This window comes from Peribacillus sp. FSL E2-0218 (assembly GCF_037992945.1).
Classification (GTDB): domain Bacteria; phylum Bacillota; class Bacilli; order Bacillales; family DSM-1321; genus Peribacillus; species Peribacillus simplex_B.
Genome location: NZ_CP150304.1, coordinates 2,084,593 through 2,109,977, shown reverse-complemented (window position 1 = coordinate 2,109,977; position 25,385 = coordinate 2,084,593). Strand labels below are relative to the sequence as shown.

The 25,385-nt window shown below is 44.5% G+C and carries 22 protein-coding genes and 1 pseudogene; 2 read left to right on the top strand and 21 right to left on the bottom strand.

What is annotated here, in order from left to right; genetic code table 11:
* Nucleotides 1-279 precede the first annotated feature (279 nt).
* From rbsK to MHI53_RS10200, 5 genes and pseudogenes are all read right to left on the bottom strand, one after another.
* Nucleotides 280-1,200 (bottom strand): ribokinase, encoded by a 921-nt coding sequence (gene rbsK, locus MHI53_RS10220; protein WP_340373387.1) that lies wholly within the window; start codon nt 1,198-1,200, stop codon nt 280-282.
* Between the two features lie 13 nt (nt 1,201-1,213).
* Complete coding sequence (locus tag MHI53_RS10215; RefSeq protein WP_061141675.1) at nt 1,214-2,227, bottom strand: aldose 1-epimerase family protein; 1,014 nt, start codon at nt 2,225-2,227, stop codon at nt 1,214-1,216.
* An 80-nt stretch (nt 2,228-2,307) separates the two neighbouring features.
* Nucleotides 2,308-3,654, bottom strand: a complete 1,347-nt coding sequence (gene fucP, locus MHI53_RS10210) for an L-fucose:H+ symporter permease (RefSeq protein WP_061141676.1) — start codon at nt 3,652-3,654, stop codon at nt 2,308-2,310.
* Between the two features lie 41 nt (nt 3,655-3,695).
* A pseudogene (locus MHI53_RS10205) lies at nt 3,696-4,131 on the bottom strand (hypothetical protein).
* Nucleotides 4,132-4,228: 97 nt separating this feature from the next.
* Entirely contained in the window at nt 4,229-5,251 is a 1,023-nt protein-coding gene (locus MHI53_RS10200) for a LacI family DNA-binding transcriptional regulator (RefSeq protein ID WP_340373386.1), read from the bottom strand.
* A 289-nt stretch (nt 5,252-5,540) separates the two neighbouring features.
* On the opposite strand from MHI53_RS10200, the gene MHI53_RS10195 reads away from it, so the two are divergent.
* The gene (locus MHI53_RS10195) at nt 5,541-6,320 is read left to right on the top strand and encodes a hypothetical protein (protein WP_340373385.1); all 780 of its coding nucleotides are present in this window, start codon (nt 5,541-5,543) and stop codon (nt 6,318-6,320) included.
* Nucleotides 6,321-6,408: 88 nt separating this feature from the next.
* Here the strand turns inward: MHI53_RS10195 and MHI53_RS10190 are convergent, their stop codons facing one another.
* The 7 genes from MHI53_RS10190 to MHI53_RS10160 form a co-directional block, all read right to left on the bottom strand.
* On the bottom strand, nt 6,409-8,004 hold the full coding sequence (locus tag MHI53_RS10190; protein WP_340373384.1) for a long-chain fatty acid--CoA ligase: 1,596 nt from the start codon (nt 8,002-8,004) through the stop codon (nt 6,409-6,411).
* 73 nt (nt 8,005-8,077) lie between these two features.
* Nucleotides 8,078-8,482 (bottom strand): PaaI family thioesterase, encoded by a 405-nt coding sequence (locus MHI53_RS10185; RefSeq protein ID WP_340373383.1) that lies wholly within the window; start codon nt 8,480-8,482, stop codon nt 8,078-8,080.
* Nucleotides 8,483-8,556: 74 nt separating this feature from the next.
* Entirely contained in the window at nt 8,557-9,741 is a 1,185-nt protein-coding gene (locus MHI53_RS10180; RefSeq protein WP_061141680.1) for a thiolase family protein, read from the bottom strand.
* 92 nt (nt 9,742-9,833) lie between these two features.
* Nucleotides 9,834-10,982: an acyl-CoA dehydrogenase family protein gene (locus MHI53_RS10175; protein ID WP_061141681.1), complete on the bottom strand. Its 1,149-nt coding sequence runs from the start codon at nt 10,980-10,982 to the stop codon at nt 9,834-9,836.
* Nucleotides 10,983-11,042: 60 nt separating this feature from the next.
* Nucleotides 11,043-12,215, bottom strand: coding sequence for a thiolase family protein (locus MHI53_RS10170; protein ID WP_340373382.1), 1,173 nt, complete (start codon nt 12,213-12,215; stop codon nt 11,043-11,045).
* A 56-nt stretch (nt 12,216-12,271) separates the two neighbouring features.
* Entirely contained in the window at nt 12,272-13,549 is a 1,278-nt protein-coding gene (locus tag MHI53_RS10165) for an MFS transporter (protein ID WP_340373381.1), read from the bottom strand.
* A 92-nt stretch (nt 13,550-13,641) separates the two neighbouring features.
* A complete protein-coding gene (locus tag MHI53_RS10160) occupies nt 13,642-15,255 on the bottom strand; it encodes a long-chain fatty acid--CoA ligase (RefSeq protein WP_340373380.1) in 1,614 nt (537 codons plus the stop codon).
* Between the two features lie 420 nt (nt 15,256-15,675).
* Here MHI53_RS10160 and MHI53_RS10155 point away from each other — a divergent pair, with 420 nt between their 5' ends.
* Complete coding sequence (locus MHI53_RS10155; protein ID WP_061141684.1) at nt 15,676-16,083, top strand: Hsp20/alpha crystallin family protein; 408 nt, start codon at nt 15,676-15,678, stop codon at nt 16,081-16,083.
* A gap of 72 nt (nt 16,084-16,155) precedes the next feature.
* Here MHI53_RS10155 and MHI53_RS10150 read toward each other — a convergent pair whose 3' ends face one another.
* The 9 genes from MHI53_RS10150 to MHI53_RS10110 form a co-directional block, all read right to left on the bottom strand.
* Entirely contained in the window at nt 16,156-19,287 is a 3,132-nt protein-coding gene (locus tag MHI53_RS10150; protein WP_340373379.1) for an SMC family ATPase, read from the bottom strand.
* The gene (locus MHI53_RS10145) at nt 19,284-20,429 is read right to left on the bottom strand and encodes an exonuclease SbcCD subunit D (protein ID WP_340373378.1); all 1,146 of its coding nucleotides are present in this window, start codon (nt 20,427-20,429) and stop codon (nt 19,284-19,286) included. The genes MHI53_RS10150 and MHI53_RS10145 overlap by 4 nt, the downstream gene beginning before the upstream one ends.
* A gap of 462 nt (nt 20,430-20,891) precedes the next feature.
* A complete protein-coding gene (locus MHI53_RS10140; protein ID WP_340373671.1) occupies nt 20,892-21,320 on the bottom strand; it encodes a DUF2621 domain-containing protein in 429 nt (142 codons plus the stop codon).
* Between the two features lie 77 nt (nt 21,321-21,397).
* Nucleotides 21,398-21,703 (bottom strand): DUF3219 family protein, encoded by a 306-nt coding sequence (locus MHI53_RS10135; protein ID WP_340373377.1) that lies wholly within the window; start codon nt 21,701-21,703, stop codon nt 21,398-21,400.
* A gap of 124 nt (nt 21,704-21,827) precedes the next feature.
* Nucleotides 21,828-22,055, bottom strand: coding sequence for a sulfurtransferase TusA family protein (locus tag MHI53_RS10130; RefSeq protein ID WP_061141689.1), 228 nt, complete (start codon nt 22,053-22,055; stop codon nt 21,828-21,830).
* A 37-nt stretch (nt 22,056-22,092) separates the two neighbouring features.
* On the bottom strand, nt 22,093-23,148 hold the full coding sequence (locus MHI53_RS10125) for a YeeE/YedE family protein (protein WP_340373376.1): 1,056 nt from the start codon (nt 23,146-23,148) through the stop codon (nt 22,093-22,095).
* 260 nt (nt 23,149-23,408) lie between these two features.
* Nucleotides 23,409-23,870 carry a cytochrome c biogenesis protein CcdC gene (locus MHI53_RS10120; RefSeq protein ID WP_061141690.1) on the bottom strand — a complete coding sequence of 154 codons (462 nt, stop codon included), beginning with the start codon at nt 23,868-23,870 and terminating at the stop codon, nt 23,409-23,411.
* A 114-nt stretch (nt 23,871-23,984) separates the two neighbouring features.
* Nucleotides 23,985-24,344: a response regulator gene (locus MHI53_RS10115; RefSeq protein ID WP_100532534.1), complete on the bottom strand. Its 360-nt coding sequence runs from the start codon at nt 24,342-24,344 to the stop codon at nt 23,985-23,987.
* A gap of 208 nt (nt 24,345-24,552) precedes the next feature.
* Nucleotides 24,553-25,260 (bottom strand): cytochrome c biogenesis protein CcdA, encoded by a 708-nt coding sequence (locus MHI53_RS10110; RefSeq protein ID WP_061141692.1) that lies wholly within the window; start codon nt 25,258-25,260, stop codon nt 24,553-24,555.
* Between the last annotated feature and the right edge of the window lie 125 nt (nt 25,261-25,385).

Below are 25,385 nucleotides of genomic sequence, written 5' to 3'. Positions count from 1 at the left end.
TTTTCTTTTCCACTGTTATTTAGCAACAATTTTACACGTCTCCTTTTAAGTAAATGTGCCAGACGATTGTTTTTTAGAAAGGCCCAAGATCACCAAACTAAGCCTTCCATACAGTATCCCTTTTGTAACATGATATGGATTTACATATAAATGGCTTGTACAATCATCAAAAATCCCAGTGGAGACCGGAGCTGTTGCTTTTTGTGGTTGATTGATGATACAAAAATAGACAGGCGGCAAAAAGTTTGCCACCTGTCCGGCTTGTCCTACCCTCTTGCCTTAATTTCGCGACATTAAGAACGCTTCCAATTCCACACTCGTTGGATAAGAAGACTGAGTTCCCCGTTTCGTGACACTTAATCCGGCAAAGGCTGCAGCCTTTTTTATCGCCTGGAGTACATCCCCATTTTGCACTAAGAAGTGGGCAAAGCAGCCTATGAAGGCATCCCCCGCTCCGGTTGTATCTACCGCTGTCACTTTCTGCGACGCAACCTTCACACTTTTTTCCTTCGTTATCCACATGACTCCCCGGTTTCCCATCGTTACGATTACATTTTCAACGCCCTTATTTATGAGAATGGACGCCGCTTCCTTAATTTGTTCATCTGTAGCAACAGGCATGTTCGTTAAAATCTCCAGTTCGCTCTCATTAGGGATAAAAAAGTCACTTTTGCACACATAATCAAAATCAAGTTCTTTTGACGCAGGAGCCGGATTTACTATGACCGGAATGTTATGTTCGCGACCAAAATCAATCGCACGGTAAACGGTTGGAAGCGGAATTTCAAGCTGAAGGATAATCAAGGAAGCTGTCTTAAGCTTCCCTGCGGCACGGTCGACATCCGCCGGCAGCAAGTGCTGGTTTGCTCCCTTAATGATCAGGATGCGGTTTTTTGATTCTTGATCGACAAAAATCGGTGCCACCCCGCTTGATGTGCCAGTCACTTTACTGGTGAATTCCGTATCAATCCCATGGCTTTCAAGATTTTTGATCGTGTTATCCGCAAAAAGATCATCGCCGACCTTCGTTACCATCATCACCTTTGAGCCCATTTTGGCGGCTGCAACCGCTTGGTTGGCACCTTTCCCGCCGAAGCCCATTTTAAAATCCGGTGCCTCAAGCGTTTCTCCTTCTTTTGGCATGTCCACGATGTACGAGATCAAATCCACCATATTCGATCCAATCACTGCTATGTCCATTTATTGTTCCTCCTTATTTCTTTCCGGTCACTATCGTGAACGTCCTCTCTTCCCCTGCTCCAAGCATCATCAACGTTCCTGCTTTTTCTGCGGCGCTGAAGCCTTCTGGACGGCTTGTTGCCGGCAGGACGAAAGAAGCGACATGCTGATTGACGTTATGCAATAACCACCTTGTGGCGTAGTTCAATTCAGCTGTCGAAAAACGGGTAAAAAACGTGATTCCGTCAGGTGAAACCATCTCGAACTCTGCTACTTCCTGATAAAGATTCAGCTCGTCTGCAAAAAACACGATTTCGGGATCATACATTTCAGGATGATTTATTGCTTTAAGCAATGCCTCGCCATTTAATAGCTTCTTATTATAACCCAGCCATTTATCGGTCGGTTTCACATGATCTGGAATCGACTCCCTTAGCTTGAAAGCGCTGTTCGGGATATTTTGCTTCATTTCGGCATTTTCCAAGTAAGCATAGTTTGTATGACACATATACTGTAGCGGCATCACTTCGCCCGATAGATTTTTCACAGCCATGGTCATCTGGATCGACCCTTTCGCTTTGAACATTTCAACGCTCGGAGAAGCTAGGTAATGGTGGCCGAAACCTTTTATATATTCGGTCCGGCCGCAGATTTTTACGGACGAATCGGTTATTTCCAGCCAGGCACTGTCCATCTCGGCACAGGGCATTTCTCCATGCATTTCATGGTCATCATCAGGCCCCGGACAGCCATTGCTGATAAGCCCTGAATGGAAAGCAAAGCAACCATATGTATCTATGATGCTATCAGCCTTTTTGGGCTGGGCGAACATACTCTTCATTTTAAGATCTACACCGTCAAATTCCAAATCCCAAATCATTTGGCCCATGTATGGTAGAACCACCATCCTGCCTCTTGAATTGGTAATCTCGATCGCTTCAATGCCTGATGGATAGCGGAATAAGTTAACAGTGAATTCTTCGTTGGTAAAAAACGGTGTGCGGCTTTCTTTAAAATAATTCCGTTGCAGTCCGATTATTCCCTTCATTCCTTCCACCCTTTCACTTTATCTTCGCACAGGGAAGCGGTGCTTGAACTTTTCCCTATGCCGAAGATTCGTTTCTGAACTTACAATGATGATGCTGGCTTTTCTGCAGCCTGAATTGTGACTTTTTGCGTTTTCATTTCACCGAAGAAATAGAAGCCAACGTAGATGAAGCAGGCCATGGATACAAGGAAAGCCAGTTGCATCGAACCGAAGAAATCAGATGCAAACCCTTGCAACGCAGGAATGAAGGCTCCCCCTACAATGGCCATGACGAGGATCGCACCGGCCGTTTCGGTATATTTCTTATCTTGGATGACTTCAAGCGTTTCCGCATAAATCGTCGCCCAGCATGGCCCGAACAGCATGCTGACCGCAACGGCTGCGTACACCGCTGTCATATTCGGTACGAATGCCACATAGGCAAGAAGCGCTGAACCAATAATGGCGTAACTGACCAATACTTTTGCTGGCGAAAAACGGGTCATCAAGAAATTCGCAATGAACTTGCCTGCAAAGAAAGCACTGAAACTATATACCATAAAGGTTGATGCGGTACGCTCATTGATGTCGGGATTTAAATCGAGCGCAAGGCGAATCGTAAAGGACCAAACCGTTACCTGCATCCCCACGTATAAAAATTGCGCGGCCACTCCTTTCCGGAATCGTTTGTTTCCACCCAGGTATTTAAGCGTTCTCATGATCCCAGGTGATTTCCCAGAAGCATTGCCGCTCTTCCCTTCGGGCTTACATGATGGGAACTTGGTCAAAATGAACAAGATCAAGATACCGATCAGGACGAAAATCATAAATCTATACGGTTCCAGCGTATTTTCAAGCATTTTCAGCCCAAAGGCCTGAGCCTCTGCCGGCGACATCGTCGCCATCCTTGCCTCGAGGCTTGCCCCTTCCTGGAATACAAGGTATTTCCCTAATAAGATTCCAGAAATCGCACCGATAGGATAAAAGGTTTGGCTGATATTCAAGCGAAGAATCGCATACTTTCGCGGCCCAATCATCGAACTATATGTATTTGCAGCCGTCTCAAGAAACCCCAGGCCGATCGCGATGGAGAAGATCGCGAATAAAAACATCGTATACGTAGCCATATGCGATGCTGGATAAAACAACGAGCAGCCTATAATATAAAAAAGCAAACCGGTAATGATGGCAAATTTATAATTCGTTTTCTTAATCACCATTGAAGCTGGTATCGCAATCAGGAAATACCCCCCATAAAATGCGCTCTGCACTAAAGCACTCGCAAAATCTGTCAACTCAAATACATGCTTGAACTGTGCGATCAGGATATCGTTCAAACTGGCGGCAACCGCCCATAACGGGAAAAGCAAAGACAACAGGATAAACTGAAAAATAGGCGTACGATTCAAATAACCATCTGACAGCTGAATTAAGTTTTGTTTTTTCATTTTTTAACATCTCCTTGTGTCCATTAGTTTTAAAAAAGCCCTTACACGCTATATCGGTATTCACCTTCGACTGCTTCGCCGTCCATGATCGCCGCCCCGGAGCTTGCCCCTATTTGAGTGGCACCAGCCCGAACCATCGCTTTCAAATCCTGATGTCAGCCTCCGCCTCATCATATTCATCTGATTTCCATAATCCAATCGCTAAAATCATAGCACGTCTTCGGCGCCATTTTGAACGGCATTCTCTGTTTCCAACGCTTTTATCGCAGCCGTCGAGGCACTGAGCGGAAAGCTGGTAACCGTGCAAACCTTCACATCACTTCCTTTAAATTCTTCTGCCGCCGTTTTCACCCAGACCGGATTCACACATACAGAGGCAACCCCCTATTCTCTTGCTTCATCACAAAGAGTCATGTTCTGTTTTTTTGTTGCTTCAGCCTTTCATAAGGTATGGTCAATCATTTTTTCCTTGTTCATTTCACACTCTCTTTCCCCATTTAAAATAAAGCGCTTTCAATTCGTGAAAGGAAATGGACGACTGGATGATTGAATGTCCAGTGCCCTTTTCATACAATTAAAACGTCGGGTTCACCAATCGGCAAGACTGCCTGATTTTAAGCTCCGGAGACAATAAATACTCCCGTTTTGGAAGATTCCCCTTTAAACTAATCCGTTCATGCAACAGTAAAAAGGCAATCTCTCCTATGGAATTCATTGGCCTTGCTACGACACTAAGCTTAGGGTTCAAAAATGTTGCAATATCCACATCATCAAAACCTATGAACGATACCTCGCTGCCAAGCCTCCAGTTTACATCCTCCAGCGCCTTCATACAGCCGATCGTCATCAAATTGTTGGAAGAAAAAATGGCAGTCGGCCTCTCATCAAGGTCAAAAAGCCTCTCTGTACACTGATAGCCGCTTTGCTCCCCGAAATCACCTTGAATGACATATCGTTCATCCAATTCGATTTTGTAATCTGCCAAGGCTTGTTGATAGCCCAAGTACCGCTCAAGCCCAGGGGTCGTATTCAAGGGTCCGCATATGATCGCAATCTTTTCATGCCCTTGTAAAATCAATTGCTGTACTGCCTGATAGGCCCCCTTCTTGTTATCTACAAGAACCGTATCCACTTCCCATTTTTTAATGCTTCGGTCAACCGCTACGACAGGGATTCCTTGTTCTTCAAGAAGCTTTAGATGATCGCCGTTTTCATTTGCCGTTGTGATGATCACTCCATCCACGCCACGCTCAATGAAATTTTTCACGATTTCTTCTTCAATCTTGGGCGATTCATTCGTGCTGCTTAAAATGGTGAAGTACTCCTTTTCACGTGCTTTTTGTTCGATTCCTGCCATTACTAGCGGAAAGAACGGATTCTTGATATCAGGTACAATGACGCCAATCGTTTTCGTTTCTTTTAGCTTCATGGTCCTTGCTGCTGCACTGCGGATATAGCCCAGTTCCTCGATTGCCTTAAGGATCCGTTCCTCCGTTACTTTACGGACTCCTCCTTGGTTATTGATGACCCGGGATACCGTGGCAATGGAGACGTTTGCTAGACTTGCAACATCCTGAATATTTGGTTTAGATTCCATTTTGTTGACACCTCAAAATGTAAACGTTTAGATTTTTCAAGACAAGCATCAGATATATCAAGATACGATTCTCATTTAAGAGTTTATAAAAATGTAAACGTTTAGATTATTCTTAAAAATAGATTAACAGGTTTATTTTGTAATGGCAAGCGTTTTTGTATGCGGTTACAAGCATAGCTCACATTTTTCATGTTTTGCAAAGGATGGATGGTAAAGGATGGATGGTATATTATAGTATGGGACATCAATGATGTAAGACAAGGAGTGATGAAATATCAGAAAAAGATGGATGCTATCAGCACTGGCTGGATTATTGCTCGTTTCATTAGGTGTATTGGCCTTCAATAATTCCAGCAGCGAGAATGAACCGCAAAAACGTGAAAGTAGAAAAACCGAGAAGTCCAAGATCCCTGTAGTTGAGGAATTTGGCGGACCTCACCTTGAAAAAGTCGGGGATAAGGTCCATCAAAAAAATTGGGGAACACTCACCTTACTTGAGACCAAGCCAGTTAATAAGTCGTTTGAATTAGCTCACATGGTGATCACGATCAAGGATATTCGCAGAATTCAATTATCCTCGCTTACTGACGAAGCAGAGAAAGAGCTGGAGTCTTATACTGGTCTGAGTTTTGAAGAGGCCTACTCGATCTATTATAAAGACCATTTAAGCATGGAGGAAATCGACCAAAAAGCCGCCTGGTCCAAAGCGGATATTGACGAACGGGTTTCTTACCTGGAAATTACTTATTCCGTGGAAAATAAAGATTCGAAGGAGCTCCAGTTCTACAGCATGGAAAATGTCACCTTCAATGGTAACCTTACATATGATGTGCCCACTAAAAATTTCATCCACTCCGGTGATACGTTCATCGGGACAAAAAAAGTCAGCCGCTCGGATTACCAACCAGGCGAAAAGAGGGAAGGCACAATTGGCTTATTGATCGATCCAGAGGAAAACATTGAGGAGCTCGCGTCCTTTTCATTCACGACAGACGATATATCAGATGGTGAATCACATGAATCATTGATGAAGGGCACTTCGTTTGAAGTTCCCTTAATAGGAAAATAGTGTAGTAGTTAAGATAAAACCGCCAGACAAGGGAATGTTCTCTTATTTGGCGGTTGTTTGATTTTCGTGTCAGCTGCCATACAGCAACTCATAGTTCACCTGCTGTATGGCGCTGCATTTCTTCTTCCAATAAGATACGGCGCAATATTTTCCCTACCGCTGATTTTGGGAGCTGTTTCCTGAACTCAAATTCCCGCGGCACCTTATAACGGGCCATGCGTTGACGGCAGAACGCCCGGATTTCCGCTTCCGAGACGGTTCGTCCTTCCTTGATGATTACAGCCGCTTTAACCGTTTCCCCGCGATATGTATCCGGCACGCCATATACACACGTTTCTTTCACGGCAGGATGCTGATAAATAATGTCCTCCACTTCGGTTGGATAGATATTATAGCCGCTTGCAATGATCATATCCTTCTTCCGGCCCACGATATAAAAATACCCTTCTTCGTCCATCGTCGCGATATCGCCGGTGTATAGCCAGCCATCCCGCAAAGCTGCTGCCGTATCCCCTGGATTTTTCCAATAGCCCTTCATGACCTGTGGCCCTTTAATGATCAATTCACCTGCTTCGCCTGGTGTCATACCTTTTGTCCCCGTTTTCAAATCTACGATTCTTGCGTCGGTATTAGGGTATGGTATCCCAATGCTTCCGGGCTTCTTTTGTCCATTAACAGGGTTTCTGTGAGTCGTGGGTGAGGTTTCGGACATGCCGAATCCCTCCGATATCGAGATACTGAAAGCTGTTTGGAATTGATGGATGATTTCTATCGGGAGCGGGGCTGAACCACAGCTGCAGTATTTAAAGCAGCTTAAATCGTCTGCCGTTAAATCCCGGTGATTGAGTAAGGCGATATACATCGTCGGAACACCTGGAAATATGGTGGGCCGATGTTTTCGGATCAGCTCGACCACTTTATCGATTTCAAATTTTTCCAATGTTATATATGTCGCCCCTGCATAAACGGCACTATTCAATCGTCCATTGCCAAACACATGGAATAATGGCGTCAATCCAAGCATCCGTTCGCCAGGACTTTGGAGTTTGAGAGGTTCCGCCGTAAAGGAAAAGTCTTGAAGAACGTTGGAAATCAAATTAAAGTGGGTGAGCATGACTCCCTTGGATTTCCCGGTCGTTCCTCCGGTATATTGCAGCAAGGCCACCGCTTCCTTTTGATCTAGGGAAATCTCAGGCAGTTCCTTGTCAAGCGTCGTTGGAACTGGTCCACCCTTCCGTACTGTGTCGGCAGAAACGAACGTCACCAACTCAGAAAAACTTGTCGCCCTCAATTTCTCCTGTTGTTCCTCACGACCAATGAACCATTTTGCCTCGGAATCACTCAATATCTCATCTAATTCATTGGGCTGATACAAGGGATTCACTTGAACGACCACACCTCCCAAACGATGGATCGCATAGTAAGCAATGATATATTCCAGACAATTTGGCAGCATGATGGCTATCCGGTCATTCATCTGAAAACCCCTATTGAATAAATCCATGGCAAACCAATCTGAGGCATCCTTCAATTCCAAATAAGTCAGCTCATTCTCGCCGGCGATGACGGCTTTCGTTGAGGGGTAAAGGTTGGCAGAGCGCTCCAATAGTCCATATAGGGACAATAAGGGAATCTCAATTTCAGGAGGGGTTTCTTCTGGATAAAATCTTTGCCAAGTTTTCATCAATCTCTCCCACTTCCTTGTCGTTAAAATGCTCGTAACTTTAAGTTTTGCTTACCGCTCGTTCATCCTCGTATCATTTGTCTCGAATGATTTTGAATATTCCCGTTCCCTTTGCAATGATATTACCGTTTACATCTTTTATCTCTCCTTCAGTAAAGGCAATTTTATGCCCTTTTTGCAGGACTTTTGCTTCTGCAAACAATTCACCGCTCGATATGCTCGCCAAATAATGTACGGTCAAACTTGTCGTCACCACTTTTGATCTGGTCACGGAACGGGTCACCATTCCAAGGATGGTATCCAGCATGGTAGCGTGAATCCCTCCGTGCAATGTCCCATTAACATTCAGTAAATGCTCTTCAATGTTTAACTTGATCCTAACATTTCCTTCCTCAAAGCGAGTGATTTCAAACCCGATATGTGAAAAGAACGCACTGCTTTCGAATTGGTTGCGAATATCCTCCACTTCAACAGACACACTATTCCCCCTTCCTTTTCCAACTACTCGAATACTATCTTAAAAGGATCAGAACCACGTCGGATCTCCACTCCTTATACGGTTTCAACCATGATCGCCATTCCCTGTCCCCCGCCGACACAAAGTGTCGCGATTCCGTATCTCTCTTTCCTGCGAATCAATTCGTGAATGAGTGTTGTCACGATCCGCGCACCCGTTGATCCAACTGGATGCCCGAGCGCAATCGCCCCGCCGTTTACATTCACTTTGCTTTCATCAAGCGCCAGCTCCCTGATGACCGCCAATGCTTGTGAAGCGAATGCTTCATTCAATTCAAAAAGACCGATTTCTTCAATCTTTTTACCGGTACGCTCCAAAAGCTTTCCGACGGCTGGTACAGGTCCAATCCCCATCACTTCAGGAGAAACGCCAGCCGCCGCCCAATCTACAATTTTCGCGATTGGCTTCAGTTGCAACCGTTTTGCCTCACTGGCTTTCATTAATACCAATGCCGAAGCCCCGTCATTACGGCCGCAGGCATTTCCTGCCGTCACGGTTCCATTTTCCTTGAAAGCCGGTCTTAAAGCTGCAAGCCGTTCCATTGTGGTATCCGGACGCGGATATTCATCCACTTCTATCGTAACCGTCCCCTTTTTCTCACTTACCTGGACAGGAACGATCTCTTCCTTGAATTTCCCTGTTTCGGTCGCCTGTGCCGCTCTTCGTTGGCTTTCAATCGAAAAGGCATCTTGCTCTTCCCTGGAAATGTTGTATCGCCGTGCGACATTTTCAGCCGTTATTCCCATCCCTAATCTGCTTCCATACATCTCCTGAGGCTGTTGCCCTGCTTCGGTATTCGAGTCTACCAGTTCGGTCCGATCCCCGCCAAATCGGGCACTTCTTAAATAAAGTGGAGCACGACTCATGCTTTCCGTACCGCCGGCAACGACGATATTGGCTTGTCCCGAGCTTAGTTGCTGGGCGGCCGAAGCAATAGCCTGCATGCCTGATGCGCATAAACGGTTTACCGTAAAAGCTGGTGCAGATTCAGGAATCCCTGAACGCAGAGCTGCCACCCTCGCGACATTCGAGGATTCGGTCGTTTGCCTTACCTCCCCGAAAATGACTTCATCCACTTGTTCAGCTGCTATATTGGCCCGTTTAATGGCCTCGTTGATAACGAGGCTAGCCAAATGCCCAGAACTTATATTCTTTAATGCCCCTCCGTAGCGGCCGATCGGTGTTCGGACAGCACTCACGATTACAATTTCTTCGCTCACTTCACATCTCCCCCTCAAAGTTCAGATACTCGTATTTTTGCCTTCACGCCATTTCATGCATCGGCATTCCGCTCATCAATGCTTAAGCGCGGTCAGCACTCTTCCAACACATTCCTTGCAATGATCAAACGTTGAATTTCATTCGTTCCTTCATATATTTTCGTAATGCGGGCATCACGGTAAAAACGTTCAACTGGATATTCCGCCATATAGCCCATCCCGCCATGAATTTGGACCGCTTTATCCGCCACCCGGTTGAACACGTCAGAAGCGAATAGCTTTGCCATCGATGCTTCCTTGATCACCTTTTTCCCTTCATCGATTTTTTGCGCCGCCATCATCGTCAAGGCCCTTGCCGCTTCCGTTTCCGTCGCCATATCAGCCAGCATCCATTGAATCGCCTGGTTATCGGCAATCGGTTTGCCGAATTGAATGCGCTCCTTTGCATACTTAGCCGATAATTCTATCAACTTCCCGCATGAACCCACTGCCCTAGCCGCCAAGCCGACACGGCCCTCGCCCAAAATGGTCAGTGCTGAAATATATCCCATTCCAACCTCACCGATAACATTTTCTTCAGGTATGATACAATCCTCGAATATGACTTGTGAGGTATACGATCCTCTCAGCCCCATTTTTTTGTCCTTTTTGCCGACAGTCAATCCAGGAAAATCTCTTTCTACTAAAAAAGCTGTAATTCCGCCTTTGGCCCCTTTACTCTTATCCGTTAAGGCGAATACGGTAAAAACATCGGCTATTGGCCCGTTGGTGATGAAATGCTTCGTGCCGTTCATCACCCAGCAATCGCCCTTCTTTTCTGCGCATGTAGCCAAATTGGTGGCATCCGAACCTGCTCCGGGCTCAGATAATGCAAAGGCTGCTATCTTTGTGCCTGCTGCCATATCAGGCAAGTATTTCTCTTTCAAATGTTCGGATGCAAGCTTGACCAGCCCCGTACTGCCTATCCCGGTATGAGCGCTGATCAATGAAACAAAGCCATTATGCGTCCTGCCTAACTGCTCCAAAACGGTAGCCTTGCCCACTGTATTCAAGCCAATTCCGCCGTATTGTTCGGGAATGCTGATTCCGAATAAACCAAGGTTTTTTGCTTGTTCCACTAAATGCTCGGGAATGGCATCTTCTTCTTCAATTTGAATCGCGAATGGCTCCACTTCCCTTTCAACGAAATGACCGATCATGTCCTTCATCTGCTGCATTTCCTTGGTTAACGTGATTGTCATGATTATTTCCTCCTTTGATTTTTTCCTGGAATTACGTTTTGTTTCCCACCTTATTCCAAATCAGGCTTCACGCTCAATGATCGTTGCAATTCCCTGACCGCCACCAATGCATGCCGTTATAAGAGCGAACCTTCCTGATATGCGCTTTAATTCGTAAACCGCCTTTGTCATGAGAATGGCCCCAGTCGCACCAAGCGGGTGTCCGTGGGCGATGGCTCCCCCATTCACATTGATTTTGGTTGCATCCATATTAAGCTCCCTATTGCAGGCAATCACTTGTGCCGCAAAGGCTTCATTGATTTCAATGATGTCCATGTCAGCCAGGGTGAGCTTCGATTTTTCCATTACTTTTTTAATCGCGGGAACAGGTCCGATGCCCATATAATTTGGATCGACACCGGCAACAGCCTGTGCTTTGATCGTCGCTAGAGGCTTGATCCCCCACTCTTCCGCTTTTTCCCTCGACATGATGACCAATGCAGAAGCAGCATCATTCAATCCTGAACTATTGCCTGCCGTCACGGACCCACCTGCCAAAAAAGCTGGTGATAAGTTGGCTAGCCCTTCTTTCGTTATTTGCGGGCGAGGATGTTCATCCACCTTAAATTCGCGTGTTTCACCCTTTCTGCCTGGTATGCTCATTGGCATGATTTGTTCATCAAAACGGCCCTCTTCCATGGCTTTGGCCATCTTTTTTTGACTTTGGAGAGCAAATTCATCTTGTTCTTCCCTGCTGACCTCATATTTTCGAGCTAAGTTTTCAGCAGTGATTCCCATTGGCGGATCGCCAATTTCTTTCGGGGACAACTGCGACTTCCTGAACTGCGGAGGCTTTGCGTTATATGCTTTTTCCGGACGATCCATCAAGTAAGGGGCCCTGCTCATGCTCTCCACGCCACCGGCGATATAGATCTCCCCTTCACTGGCAGAAATCGCTTGTGCCGCTAAATTGACCGCGTTGATTCCGGAACCGCACTGACGGTCAACCGTCAAACCAGGAAGCTGTATCGAAAGACCTGTTTCCAATGCTGTCAATCTGGCTATGTTGCCGCCACCGCTCAAAACATTCCCCATGATGACATCATCAATCATTTCGGGATTTACCTTCGCCCGGTTTATCGCTTCCTTCATCACTTCCGCCCCAAATACATGAGCCGGGACCGAAGCAAGTGCACCGCCCTGTTTTCCAATTGCTGTACGTACTGCTGATACAATGACCGCATCTCTCTTCATTTTTCATCCACTCCCTTTTTTTATCTCACACCTGAACTTATGGATTTTCCCGTTGCTTATGAGGACTTAAGGTCCATGTCCCCAGTTTGTTTATTTGTTTGATCCCTGGTTGACTTGACAGGTTTTACGAATATGGCAAATAAGATGCCAAAGACCAAGACAAGAGCCGCCATGAACAAAATCGATAGATTATAGCCCAATAGTTGGTTACCTCCAGCCAAACTTATGATATACCCTGTTACAAGAGGGGCAATGATGCCTGCTATGTTACCTGATGAGGTCAGGATGCTCGTCATCAACCCACCCCGCTCTTGCATTTCATTGATCATGATCGTTGGCCCGATCGGCAAAATCGCATATGTCAGTCCTTTCGCTAAACACATGGCGCCTATCACCCAGATTGGATTTTGAAAAACCATGATGGAGGAAAAAAACAAGGCCCCCAGAATCATCGATCCCGCAACGACGTACACCCTTGACGATCGCCAGTTTTGATTCTTCTTGAATAAATGATCGGAAATCATCGAAACCCCCATATAAATGCATACGGAAACGACTCCGATTATTGCTACGCTTGATCCCATTTGGCCTGGAGTCATTTTTACGGCTTCCACTAAATAAATCGGGAGCCAAACCGAAAACCAAACGACTAAAATATAAGTGGAAAAATAGGCGAGAGTGGTGAATAAAGCCGTAGGTGATGCCAGTAGCGCCAAGAAGTCCTTCCATTTGATTTTTTCCAGCTTTGCTTTCTGTTTCTTTTGCACCTGCTCATGGACTTCGACTGGGTTTTCCTTTGTTAAAAATTGAAAAAGGAAGAACCAAACAAAGCTTGCTGCACCAAGTGCAGCAAAGGCAGCCTTCCATCCGAATATCGTGATTAAGGAAACAAGGATGGGCGCCACGATCATCGCACCGACCGTTCCCCCGCCGACAACCACTGAATTGGCAAAGCCTTTTAGCTTCGGGGGAAACCACTTATCGGCATGGCTGTATGCAATTGGACTGTAAGGCCCTTCGAATGCGCCCAATAAAATCCTGTAAAGAATGAGAAATGGCAGCGCGGCGATGGCCAATACGCCGAATTGCAGCACAGTCCAGGTCAACATGATGAATCCAAGCACTTTTTTGGCCCCAAGTCGATCAGCCCATGCTGCTCCAAAAATCCCCGTTACGGGATAGAGCCAATAATAACTGCTGCCAACAAGGCCCCACTCCGCATAAGAAAGATCGAATTCCTTCATGATGGGAACAGCTGCAAGTCCTACAATCGATTTATCCGCAAAATTAATGACGGCACCAAAGAATAATAGAATGAGAACAACCCAACGCATAACAGACCCTCCTTTTTATATCTACCTTCAAAAATCCGCATGCCCCACGCGAATGGATGGAGTTGAAATGTATATAGCATCCACCTCGTCCCTCAATCGTTTCTCCCCTCCCTTTCAAGCTCTTCTTTTACTAATAATCTTTTCAATAGCTTACCGACTGTGTTGCGCGGCAATTCATTTCTTACTTCAAACACTTTCGGCACCTTGTATGGAGTAAGTTGGGAATAGCAATATCCTTCTACCTCTTCAAGGTCGATGGAAGCGCTTTCTTTAGGGACGATGAACGCTTTTACGACTTCGCCTTTTTCTTTATGGGGGATGCCCACCACAGCAGCTTCCTTAATCGCTGGATGTTCATACAGTACCCCTTCCACCTCTTGCGGGTAAATGTTGAATCCGCCCACGATGATCATTTCCTTTTTCCTGCCGACTATATAGAAATATCCTTCATCATCCATGACGGCAAGGTCGCCGGTGTAAAGCCATCCATTCTGTAGTGCTTTTTTTGTTTCGGCCTCGTTATTCCAGTATCCCTTCATGATTTGCGGTCCTTTTATGAGCAATTCACCGACACTTGTGTTGGGAACTTCATTATTATCATCGTCAATGATCATGCAATCCGTACCTGGAAATGGAATGCCGATGCTTCCCACCTTCCTTTTACCAAAAGGAGGATTACGGTGGGTCGAGGGCGATGCTTCCGATAAACCGAACCCCTCTCCTATTTGGGCGCCGGTCAGCATCTCGAACCGCTTAATCACTTCAACAGGAAGGGGCGCAGAGCCGCAAGAGCAGCTTTTTAAACAATCCAGTCCATATGTTTCGATTTCAGGATGGTTGACGAACGCATTATACATCTTAGGTACTCCTGGAAAAAAGGTTGGACGATATTTTTTAATGTTTGCCAGAACATGCGGGAGATCGAATTTCGGAAATAATAGAATGGCGGCCCCTAGATAGATTCCGAGATTCATCGCACTTGTCATGGCATAAACATGATAGAGCGGTGTAGCGGCCAAAACGATCTCTTTTCCTGGTATCATCGAATCCCCATACATTTCATAGCTTTGGATGACGTTGGAAGTCAAATTATGGTGGGTCAGCATGACTCCCTTCATCTTCCCTGTGGTCCCCCCTGTATATTGAATGACCGCAATATCTTCAAATGGGCTGATGCTTTCCGCCGCTTGAATGGCCTCCCCGGATTGAATCATGGATTGAAGCGAATATGTCCCATCTTGATCACCTTCCGTCTTCATGCAGACGGAAAACTCATATATCGCTTTCGTTTCCTCGACTGTACTGGCTGCGGTTTCATCGAATACAATATATTTAGCTCCAGAGTCAAGCAGAATTTGCAATAGTTCCCTTGGTTTATACATGGGATTCGTCTGCACGACGATCAGGCCAAGCGCCTGGGCGGCATAATAGCTGATGATGAAATAAGGATGGTTGGCAATCATCAGGCCAATTCGCTCTCCTTTTGCAAAACCCATTTCCCTCCATTTTCCCGCAAGCTTGTCGACCTGCATTTTAAGATTGAGGTAATCCAGCGTTTGATCTTCATAAATGATGGCAGTATGGTGAGGAAACTTTCTTGCTGCCCTATCAAGCAAGGAATAGACGGATATTTCCGGTAGCTTCATAGTTTTCATCCTTCCCACATACCATTGCTCCCACGGTCGATCTATCGTTTTACGCACCATTCATCCCTCCAGATATAAACGAATCTCCTGTCGTGCCTGTTTAATACGTATTTATCATGCAACTTACATGCCAAGTCAGAGCCGGGCATTTGTAGCATAAACTGCTAAAGCATTAATTCATTATTGAATTTGGATCCTTTTAATTGCCTCACTGCAAGGGATTCATCAATAATTAAATAATTCATTATTGAATTATCGATAACAGGGAAAATATCTGCTACTTATTATCCTTTTTTAAACATAAAGCGTCTGATTTATCACTCTTTAACGTTCAAATTTTCTTGCAATCATCATTCCTTCTCATGAATACAGCGGCAATGAATGGATTGATTTTTCATGTAAACATTTTCACTTTTCCATTCACCATTCTTCATCCTACGGACATATAATACAAACAAAGGAAAACCGGGGGTATCAATAATGCAAGACTATCAACATGGATCGCAAAAGAATGAAGTTGAAAAGTTTGATGAATGGGTGAAAAAGTTTTTTCTGGATCCGGAAACTTGTGCGTTGGATCATCAGCTTTTTTCAATTGATATATACGAAAGTGACGATGAGTATATGGTGGAGGCGGTTTTGGAAAATCATGATGTCGAGGATATTAAGGTGTGCCTGAGCGATAATGAGCTATCGATCATCGTTGATGAAGCTCATAAGCCTTTTATTGATAATAAAGCGGATACAATTCCCACACAGAGAAATATTCCCTTCCCCTTTTCGATTTGCACACGCAGGATTACCGCTGAATTCTCGAATCCCATTTTGGTGATTCGCATCCATAAGTTTTCCCCCGGAAAGAAAGCAGAGGATATTAATATTGAGTAGTTCGTTCATCATAACAAAAAAAGAATGGTCTTGAGAGCATCTTTGCTCCCAGGCCATTCTTTTTCACTTGAATTATCCAGCAAAGTGAAAGGCCGTCCGGCTTCCCTTTTGCGTCGAAATGACTTGGAGCTGGGCATCGATCCTTTCCTTCAATTCCGGTACATGCGATATGATACCGACTAACCTTCCCGTGCTTTGTATCTCCATCAACGCTTCAATCGCCTGCTCCAGTGATTCAGGATCGAGCGTACCGAACCCTTCATCGATGAACATCGTCTCGAGCGATATTCCACCCGCATTCTGCTGGACGACATCCGCAAGACCTAAAGCGAGAGCAAGTGACGCCTTGAAGCTCTCTCCTCCCGAAAGGGTTTTGACATGCCTTTCCTGTCCTGTATATTGGTCATAGACGGATAATTCCAGCCCGCTTTGGATGTTTCTGCGTGTTGGATCCAGTTTTCGCAGCAGCTGGTAACGGCCGCTGGTCATTTTCAGCAATCTTGAATTGGCTTCTTTTAAGATGTCATCTAAAAAGGCTGCCAATACATACCGTTCAAACGTAATTCGGAAGGAGTTTTGGCCTTTGGAAATTTCTGATAGATGGCCGACGATACTGTACCTTTCATCGAGGCTTTTCTGATCTTCCCTGATTTGTGCCAATTTACTCTCGATTTCTTCATTCGTCTGTTTTTCCGCAAGTAATTGGTTTAGACTTTGGCGCATGGACTCCAATTCTTCATTTATGAATTCAAAGGTCTTCTGCAATCCTTCCATATCCGGTTTGACGACATCTTTTAATTTCATCTCCAGATCATGGAATAAACTTAAAACACTTTGCCAATTTTGATTATACTGCTGGATTTGCTCTTCCAAGTTTCCGAGAGCCGCTTCCGATTTTTTCGCTGTGGTATATTCTTTATAGTTGGAAAAACCTTGATGGGTCATATCTGCAATGAACTTTTCCCGTTCCGCTTTCAATTCTTCGTTTAATGCCTCGATATTTCCGCTTCTGGACTCTTTCTTTGCCTGGATGACCGATTCTTTTTCCTTCACCATTTGAAGGTTTTTCTGTGCATCTTCCAAGGCAGTTTGTAATTGTTTCTGTGTTTTCACGGCAATTTGATAAGCAGCAGCATATTCGTCCTCTGTCCGGATTCCTTCTGGGAGGGAATCCGTTAAGCCCGCTAATTTCGTGGAGCTTTCAATATATCTGGTTTTACCCTGGTCTTCGTTTCTTTCCAAGGCGATCAAATTCTCTTTAAGCTTGGCTGCCTTCTCTTTTAATGCCAGCATCACTCTTTCCAATTCAGTAACTGCCGCTTTTTTTCGCATCGTTTCCATTAATTGCGCATGGAGCGTTTCGCCTTTTTCCGTGAATTGCTTCAAATGCAATTCGATATCTTCCGGATTGAATTGCGGCATGTCAGCTTGCAGGTCCCGCAATTTTTCCTGAGAAGAGGCGGCCAGGGCATCATATTTGGATTGGGCCCGGTAATATTCGCTTTCCGCTTGGCTTTTTTGCTGCTCTGCCATTTTCAGCTTGTTATCTTGCTCTTTCAGTTCCAAATCCGTCGGCATGTCCTCATGCATCCGTGCTGGTTTTGGATGACTTTCCGAGCCGCACACAGGACAATTCTCCCCAGAGTGCAGTAATGAAGCAAGCTTGCCAGCTTGACCTGAACGCCACTTATGATTGAGTGCCTCCAGTTTCTCCTGCTCCGAAACTTGCATTCTTTGACTCTCCTGGAACCGTTTATTCTTATCATCCATATCCTGCTTCATATATTGTATCTCGGAGAAGGATTCTTGAAGTTTTTTCATTTTCATTAACGATCGATTCAGTTTTTCTGCTTCCATTTCCTGCTCCCGATGAAGGACCGCCGCTTTTTCGGCTTCGCTTTTTTCAACTGCCGCCTTCTCTGCGTCGTTTTCGACTTGCTGATACTGGGCCACATTTTTCTCACGAAGCTCTTTACTATTCCGCCACTCTTTTTCATCCAACGTAACTTGGGCTGTCAAACTGGCAAAACTCATGACAGCCCCTTTTAGCTGCTCTAGCTGATGCACATTTCGTAAGGCCTGCTCCCTTTCCTTTTCCTTCAGCATTTCCCTATCAAAGGTATCCTGCTTCTCCTTACGGTCCGCTTGCAGCTTCTCCGCTTGCTCGCCTAGCTTTTGCAGTTCCTCGTTCGCATCTTGCACTTGCTTGCCAATGCGCAAATAATATCGTTCCTGCTTTTCAAGCGATGCCGCTTTTTGTGCCATTTTGATTCGCTGCTTCACTACTTCCATTTCCGGCTGCCTCGATTCAAGGTCCGCCTTCTCATTTCGCAGTTTCTCTTTATCCGAGAACCGATTCAGCAAATCAGCCGCTTTAGAAAGCTCTTGATTCACTTGATCACGAGCCTTCTGCTTTTCCTCGATTTGTTCCTTGAGCTGTTTGCCTGTTTCACTGGCGGCCGATATGACATCCTGTAAAAGGGGAAGGACCTGCTGTTCGTTAGGCTCTTCAGCTTGCAGTCGCTCCTGCAATTCTTCATGATTGCCAGCTTTGATCCCCTTCATCAATTCGATTCGCCGCTGCGCGCTTTTTTCACTTTTCCGCTTAAGGACGGATGCTTCTTCTTTTAATTTTTCTTCTATACGTTTATAAAGTTCTGTATGAAATAACTTCTGAAGAATCTGTTCCTTATCCTTGCTATCGGAAGTTAGCAGTTTACGGAATTCATTCTGCGGAATCATCAGGATTTGCCTAAACTGATTGGCATCAAGCCCAATGAGTGATTTGATTTTGTCTTCAACCTCACGAACATTCGCTCCTAGCAATTTGTTTCCATCAGCCAATATTTCATATAATTCGGCTTTCGCTCCTACTGTTGTCGTTCCTTCGCCAGCCTTTTTCTTCCGTTCCTGCTGTGGTGACCGGATCACTAAATAGGTTTTTCCGCGCAAGGTGAATTGCAGCGAGACTTCCGTCAACATATCATCTGCGGCAAACTGGCTCCGCAAATCTTGACCGCTGCGGTCCTCTCCGCTTGCCTTTCCATATATCGCAAAGCTAATCCCATCAAATATGGTTGTTTTTCCTGCACCTGTCTTACCAGAAATGACAAACATCGTCCGCTCCCCAAGGGAATTGAAGTCAATGATTTCCCTTCCTGCATAAGGACCGAATGCCTGCATCGTTAAAATATGTGGTCTCATTTCAAGGCCTCCTCTTTCTTAACGGCTTCGATTACCGACACCATCAAATCTTGTTTTTGGGAATCAAAATGGCGATCCGTCATTTCTTGGTAAAACGATTCAAACAGATCCAGTTCCGATTTCTGTTCATCCTTGATCGAGGAGAAGGCTTTTTTTCTTCTCAGATCGGTCAAATCCCATTTTCGCTCGAGGTGAAGCACATTCGGGTATATTTGGCGTAAGCGATTGATCGGATCGATGAGCGAGCCCTCATCATTCAAGGTTATTTTCAAGTAGTCATCCTGTTTTTGCAATTGATAAAAGGCAGGATCGAGCAGTTCCTCCATCGTCCCGGCTATTTCCCTCATATCAAGCTTAGGTGCCAAGGATCGATAGCTTAGTTCAAAGCTCCCATTCTCTTTCATATCGACGACGGAAAGCGATTTTTTTTGCTTGGCCTCAGAGAATGAATATTTCAGCAACGATCCGGAGTAAAACACTTTAGGGTGACGAATGGCATCCGGACTATGCAGATGACCAAGTGCCGTATAATCGAAAGCATCGAATAGGTCCGAGGTAACGCAGCCTGAACCACCTACTGACAAAACACGCTCCGAATCACTCGTTTTGCCGCCTAAAACAAACGCATGTCCGACAAAGACATTCGGTTCATCCTGATTGAGGTTCTCCGCGATCTTGCCGGTTATCCGCTTCATGGCGTCTTGATGGGAATGGATGCTATCATCTTCAAAAAGATGGCGGACCGTCCCAGGTTCAGCATACGGGACGCAATAAAAATTCACGCCCTTGATGCGGACCGGCTCACATGTTTTTGTCAATTTCCCCTGAATGTATAACTGGCTATGGCGATACCATGATGAACCGAAGGAAAGCCGTTGTGCCGAATCATGGTTTCCTGATATGGCAACGATCGGAATGTTCATTTTCACATTGATCGTATAAAGGATTTCATCAAGAAGCTCCACTGCTTCAATCGGCGGGACCGAACGATCATATAAGTCCCCGGCAATCACGACCGCATCCGGTTTTTCCTCCTCGACTATATTTATGAATTGCAGCAGTGCATACCTTTGATCCTCAGTCATATGTACACCGTGAACGATTTTCCCTAAATGCCAATCAGCGGTATGGATAAATTTCATAATTTCACTCCGTCCTCATTTTTACTTACTATTATTATAGCAAAAATTCATAGAATAGCATGGATTGGGCACAAACGTTCTAACTTTTACCATTCTTTCGAATCTGCTGTACAGATGAAAGAAGGGCTTCGGAATTATCCATTCCGAAACCCTCTTGAATTTTTATTGAATTGGTAGCAGGTAGGGAGGCTTGGTGGAGAAACGCTCCTTTTCACTGCGGGCACTTAGCTTTCTGCGGGAGGTCCCGTGAGCCTCCTTGGCTCAATGTGAAGTGCATGGCCTGCGGGGTCTCCCTTGGACTGTATTCGAAAGCGGGTGTTTCACCTTTCGCACCAGTCCACTCTCCGTTATCGTCCATTTCACTGTTGGCAGTCAGGCTGATGGAGAATACTAGGCAAAACAAAAAAACGGCAGACAAACTCCCATACGATCGGGTTTGCCTGCAGCCGGTCCTTATTCACCTTAACTGAATAAATGTTCATATGGAATCATATTCACTTCTCGTTCAGCCAATTTTTTTTGTAAGAACTTGTGATCACGCTTTGGTGTCGCGATGATATATCCTCGGATCACCAGGTCCTCGGTAATATCCCCCGCTTTTTCCTTGATGGCCAATTCACCGATTTTCCCGGCAATCTTATGCCGGGCAACATCCCGAAAAAGTTCCGGTACAGGGCTCACTAAATCTTCAAGCAAATCCTTTTGCTGTTTTGTCCATAAGTGCTTGGTTTGATCCAAATAGTATTCTTCCCAATCCATATCCGACTTTCCGTCTTCTTTAGGAAATCTTTTCAGGAACTTTCGAAACATGAAAAAGCCGCCAATGCTCATCAATATGATTAAAAGGACTACCCAAAATAGAATAAACCATAAAAACCAGCCACTAAGCAAAGTATCACCCCATATGTATAGAATCGTCACTATCATTATAGACAGTAACCCATATCTTTACAAGACTGGCAAAGTAATCATTCCGGCTCGTTCACTTCCAGTAGAACCAATGAAAAATCCCCGACTGCATTTTCTTCATAGAGATTTGTAACGGAAGTAGCATAATTATGAATTTCCGCTCGAAACTCCTCGTTCAGCTGCGGAATCTTTATATCGAATATCATTTGATAAAGCAGTGTTGTGATATCATGGTATTCCTCATTCGTTACCTCGAAATTAAAACTGACTTTTCTGATTTCTCTACCTTCAGATCCTTCTACAGTGTCAGCAAGAAAATCAGTAACAATCAGCCGAACATCATTTAAAATGACCTCATCCACCATATTATCCACATCTCCTTAAATGTTCTTTCAATCATGTTATCACTTGAAACTGCCCTAGCCAACGATTCAGTCTTGAAAAAATAAAAAAACGTGCAAAGGAATTCCCCGCACGTTTTTTTATTGATCAATTTCCCTTTTTGACGATGATGCGCCATTTAGCATCATCGATCTGTTCGAACTCCGTAATTTCATGACCTTCAGTGGCAGCCCAGCGCGGAATGCTTTCGGTTGCTTGGGTGCAATCGAAATTAATGATCAATTCCTCTCCCATTGCCATATCCACAATTGCTTCTTTTGCTTCCACTAACGGGAACGGACAAACCATCCCTGTCGTCTCCAGTACTTTTGCCAAGTGAAATCCACTCCTTGTTCGTATTTTTGCTGAATTCTTAAGCAGCTTTGGAAGAACCAACCTTCTGCTTTTGCTGACGGATAATCGTGAAATAAGTAGCCACCCATGTACCTAGAAGGAAGAAGATAATTGCAATCCAGCCTTGCCAGGCAAATAATGCAGAATTCACCAAGCCATTCCCGATTGTACATCCTCCTGCGACACTCGCCCCGAATCCCATGATTACACCGCCAAAGGCATTATTACGTAATGTTTTCATATCTGGCAGGCGCCAACGGAATTCCCCGCTTCCTTTTGCCGCTATGAAAGCCCCGAGGAAAATTCCCAATACTAAAAACGTCCCCCAATCGATTAACGCATCATCCCCGGTAATAAGGAAAGTCAGGATGTTCGCGGATGGAGCCGTGATTCCGAGACCAAACATCCTGCCTGTCATCGCACTTAACGGCCAGGCGATGATGGCAATCAGGCCAACCAACAATGCCGTAATAAATGGATGCCACCGTTTTTCGAATAATAGGTGAGCCAGCCCCTTTTTCTTCGGTTTCATTTGAAAGATTGGCAGTTTAGGCTTCCTTAATTCACGTATCACCAAGATGCCTACCGAAACGGTTACGAGGATCACAAGCACCCAAGGCGAAACATTCAATGTCTCGTGAATGTACGTGTCGCTTGTACGATAGGATAACAGATGATCCCCAGCCACTTTCCAGACACCGTACTTCGTCATGGCTGCTCCAAGCATATAACCAAAAAGAGCTACCCAGCTACCAATCATTCCTTCTCCAGCCCGGTACCATGTACCGGTAGCGCAACCGCCTGCGAGAACCATACCGATACCGAATATAAAGCCGCCCACGATTGTTCCCAGCCATGGAAATCCATCATTTCCAAACTGAATGACCCCTGTGCCATTCAAAGCATAAACACCCATACTTTGTATCGCTATAACAACGAATGTAGCTAAAAACATCCGGCCATCTTTAGCTAAAATCAAATCACGATATGCACCAACAACACAGAAACGGCCCCTTTGAAGCACAAATCCGAGCATTAGCCCACATATAATCCCTAACACAATCATATGTAACATCAACCGTCTCCTCCTCTTGTAAATTTATCATAATATTAATATAATATAATTCAGATGAAATTACTAGGTTTACATTTTCTAGATCGCGCTGTTTTTCCAAATTCATTCCATATCAATCATCGATTGTAAGGGATTTACATGCCTTTACGCTCCCTAACAATAAAAAAACCTGGGTCGCTTTGAAGACCGACTCAGGTTTTTTTGACTTCTTTTACTGGCATTCGTGAAAAGCAGGACATGCAATGAAATTCCACAACAAATCAGCTGAAACTGGCTGCCTTCACCTTTTTATATTGATATAGCATCGCAATTCTCCAGGGGACGATCATAGCAAAAGCGAGTAAGAAAAACATTCCGCTCAAGACGCCTATTTCAAGGGTGCTCCCGAGCATAATTTTCGCGACGAGCCGAATCACCATAAGGCCAATAAGGATGAATATGAACGCTTTTGAGCGCAAAATGTAAATCTTTTCATCTCTCACTTCAAATTTTGAGGTTTTGATGAGCAAGATGGAAAATAGCATCCCTGCGACTAGAGCCTCCAAAAATTCGTATCGAGAAACCCGGAACATGGGGAAAATAAACATCAAAGCTCCCGTACTCATGAATAACGGCGGCAAGATGATCTTCTTTTCGTTCACTGGTTTTTTTGTTTCCTTCATCCGCAACATGAAAACACCCATAGCCATCACGATCGCTATACCCGTTGATATATATATCATCTCTTAACCATCCCTTTTAACTAAAAATAGGTAAGTACCATAAAAAATTATATATGACTTCAATTAATAAACAAAGTATATATTACCTATTTAAGATAAACAAGGAGCGTGTACTTAATCAAGCGCCCTATTGATGGCATCCACTACCCTGCTCTCGTCAAAAGGCTTGACGATAAAATCCTTTGCTCCAGCTTCTATCGCTTCGACAACCATTTTCTGCTGACCCATTGCCGAGCACATTATAACCTTTGCAGCCCGAAATTCCTTTTTAATTTCTTTAACTGCATCCAACCCGCTCATGAGTGGCATCGTTATATCCATAGTCACCAAATCAGGTTGAAGGTGTCGATATAGTTCAATCGCCTCTTCGCCGTTCTCCCCTTCACCGATCACTTCATGTCCAGCCTTTGATAAAATATTTGAAAGCGTCATTCTCATAAACTTAGCATCATCAACAATTAATATTCGGGCCATGGTCTTCCTCCTCATTTCCAACAACAAGATTCAAAAAAACTGCGTGAGAAATGTAATGATTTATCCAGTATGTATAGGATATAAAACTTTAGACCTAAAATCAAGAATTATCATCCAATTAATAAGTATAAAATCATTTTTTAAGGGTAATTAGACCTAATTACATTTAATCAGTTTGAATTTTTTTGAAAAACTAGCTTTTTATGGACTAAAATCCGGTAAAGCCACCGAATAGTCTAGACAGGACTGCAATGATTTGGGTCATCCAATCAAAAAACAAAATGACACCCATTACAATCATGAGGTATCCGCCAATCTTCATAATGGATTGGCTATACTTTTTGATCCACTTCAGCTTACCGACAAAGAACGATAATATGAAAAATGGTATGGCAAAACCTAAAATGTAAGCAGCCATATAGCTCATGGCGGCACTAGGGTTCGTTGCGCCCAATGATATGACTGCCCCTAATAATGGACCTGCACAAGGTGTCCAGCCAGCTGCAAAGGCCAATCCGATTAATATGGAACCGATATAGCCGCTCGGACGGTTTTTGAATTCGAATCGGCTATCCTTCATCAAGGATTTCGGCTGAAAAATTCCAACGATGAATAATCCAAAAACGATGATCAAAATGGCACCGATCTGACGAATTAATTCTTTATAATTGGTAAAGAATGATCCTAGATAGGTTGTACTGAAACCGATCGCAATGAAAACCAAGGAAAAGCCAAGCAGGAAAAATAAAGTATGCAGCATACTCCTTCTTTGTAGCATGGCGTTCTCCGATTTGATTTCCCCGACGCTCATACCCGTAATATAAGACAAAAAGGCTGGATACAGCGGTAGGCAGCACGGAGAAATAAAACTTAAAAAACCTGCGCCAAAGGCCAAAAATATATTTATGTCATTCAATTGAATTCACTCCTATGTATATCAACCTATAAACATTGTAACAAATAAGATAACTGAATACATGTATGGGACTATGAAGATTCATTGACAGCTACTTACGATCCACAACAAATAAATCTGTTTGA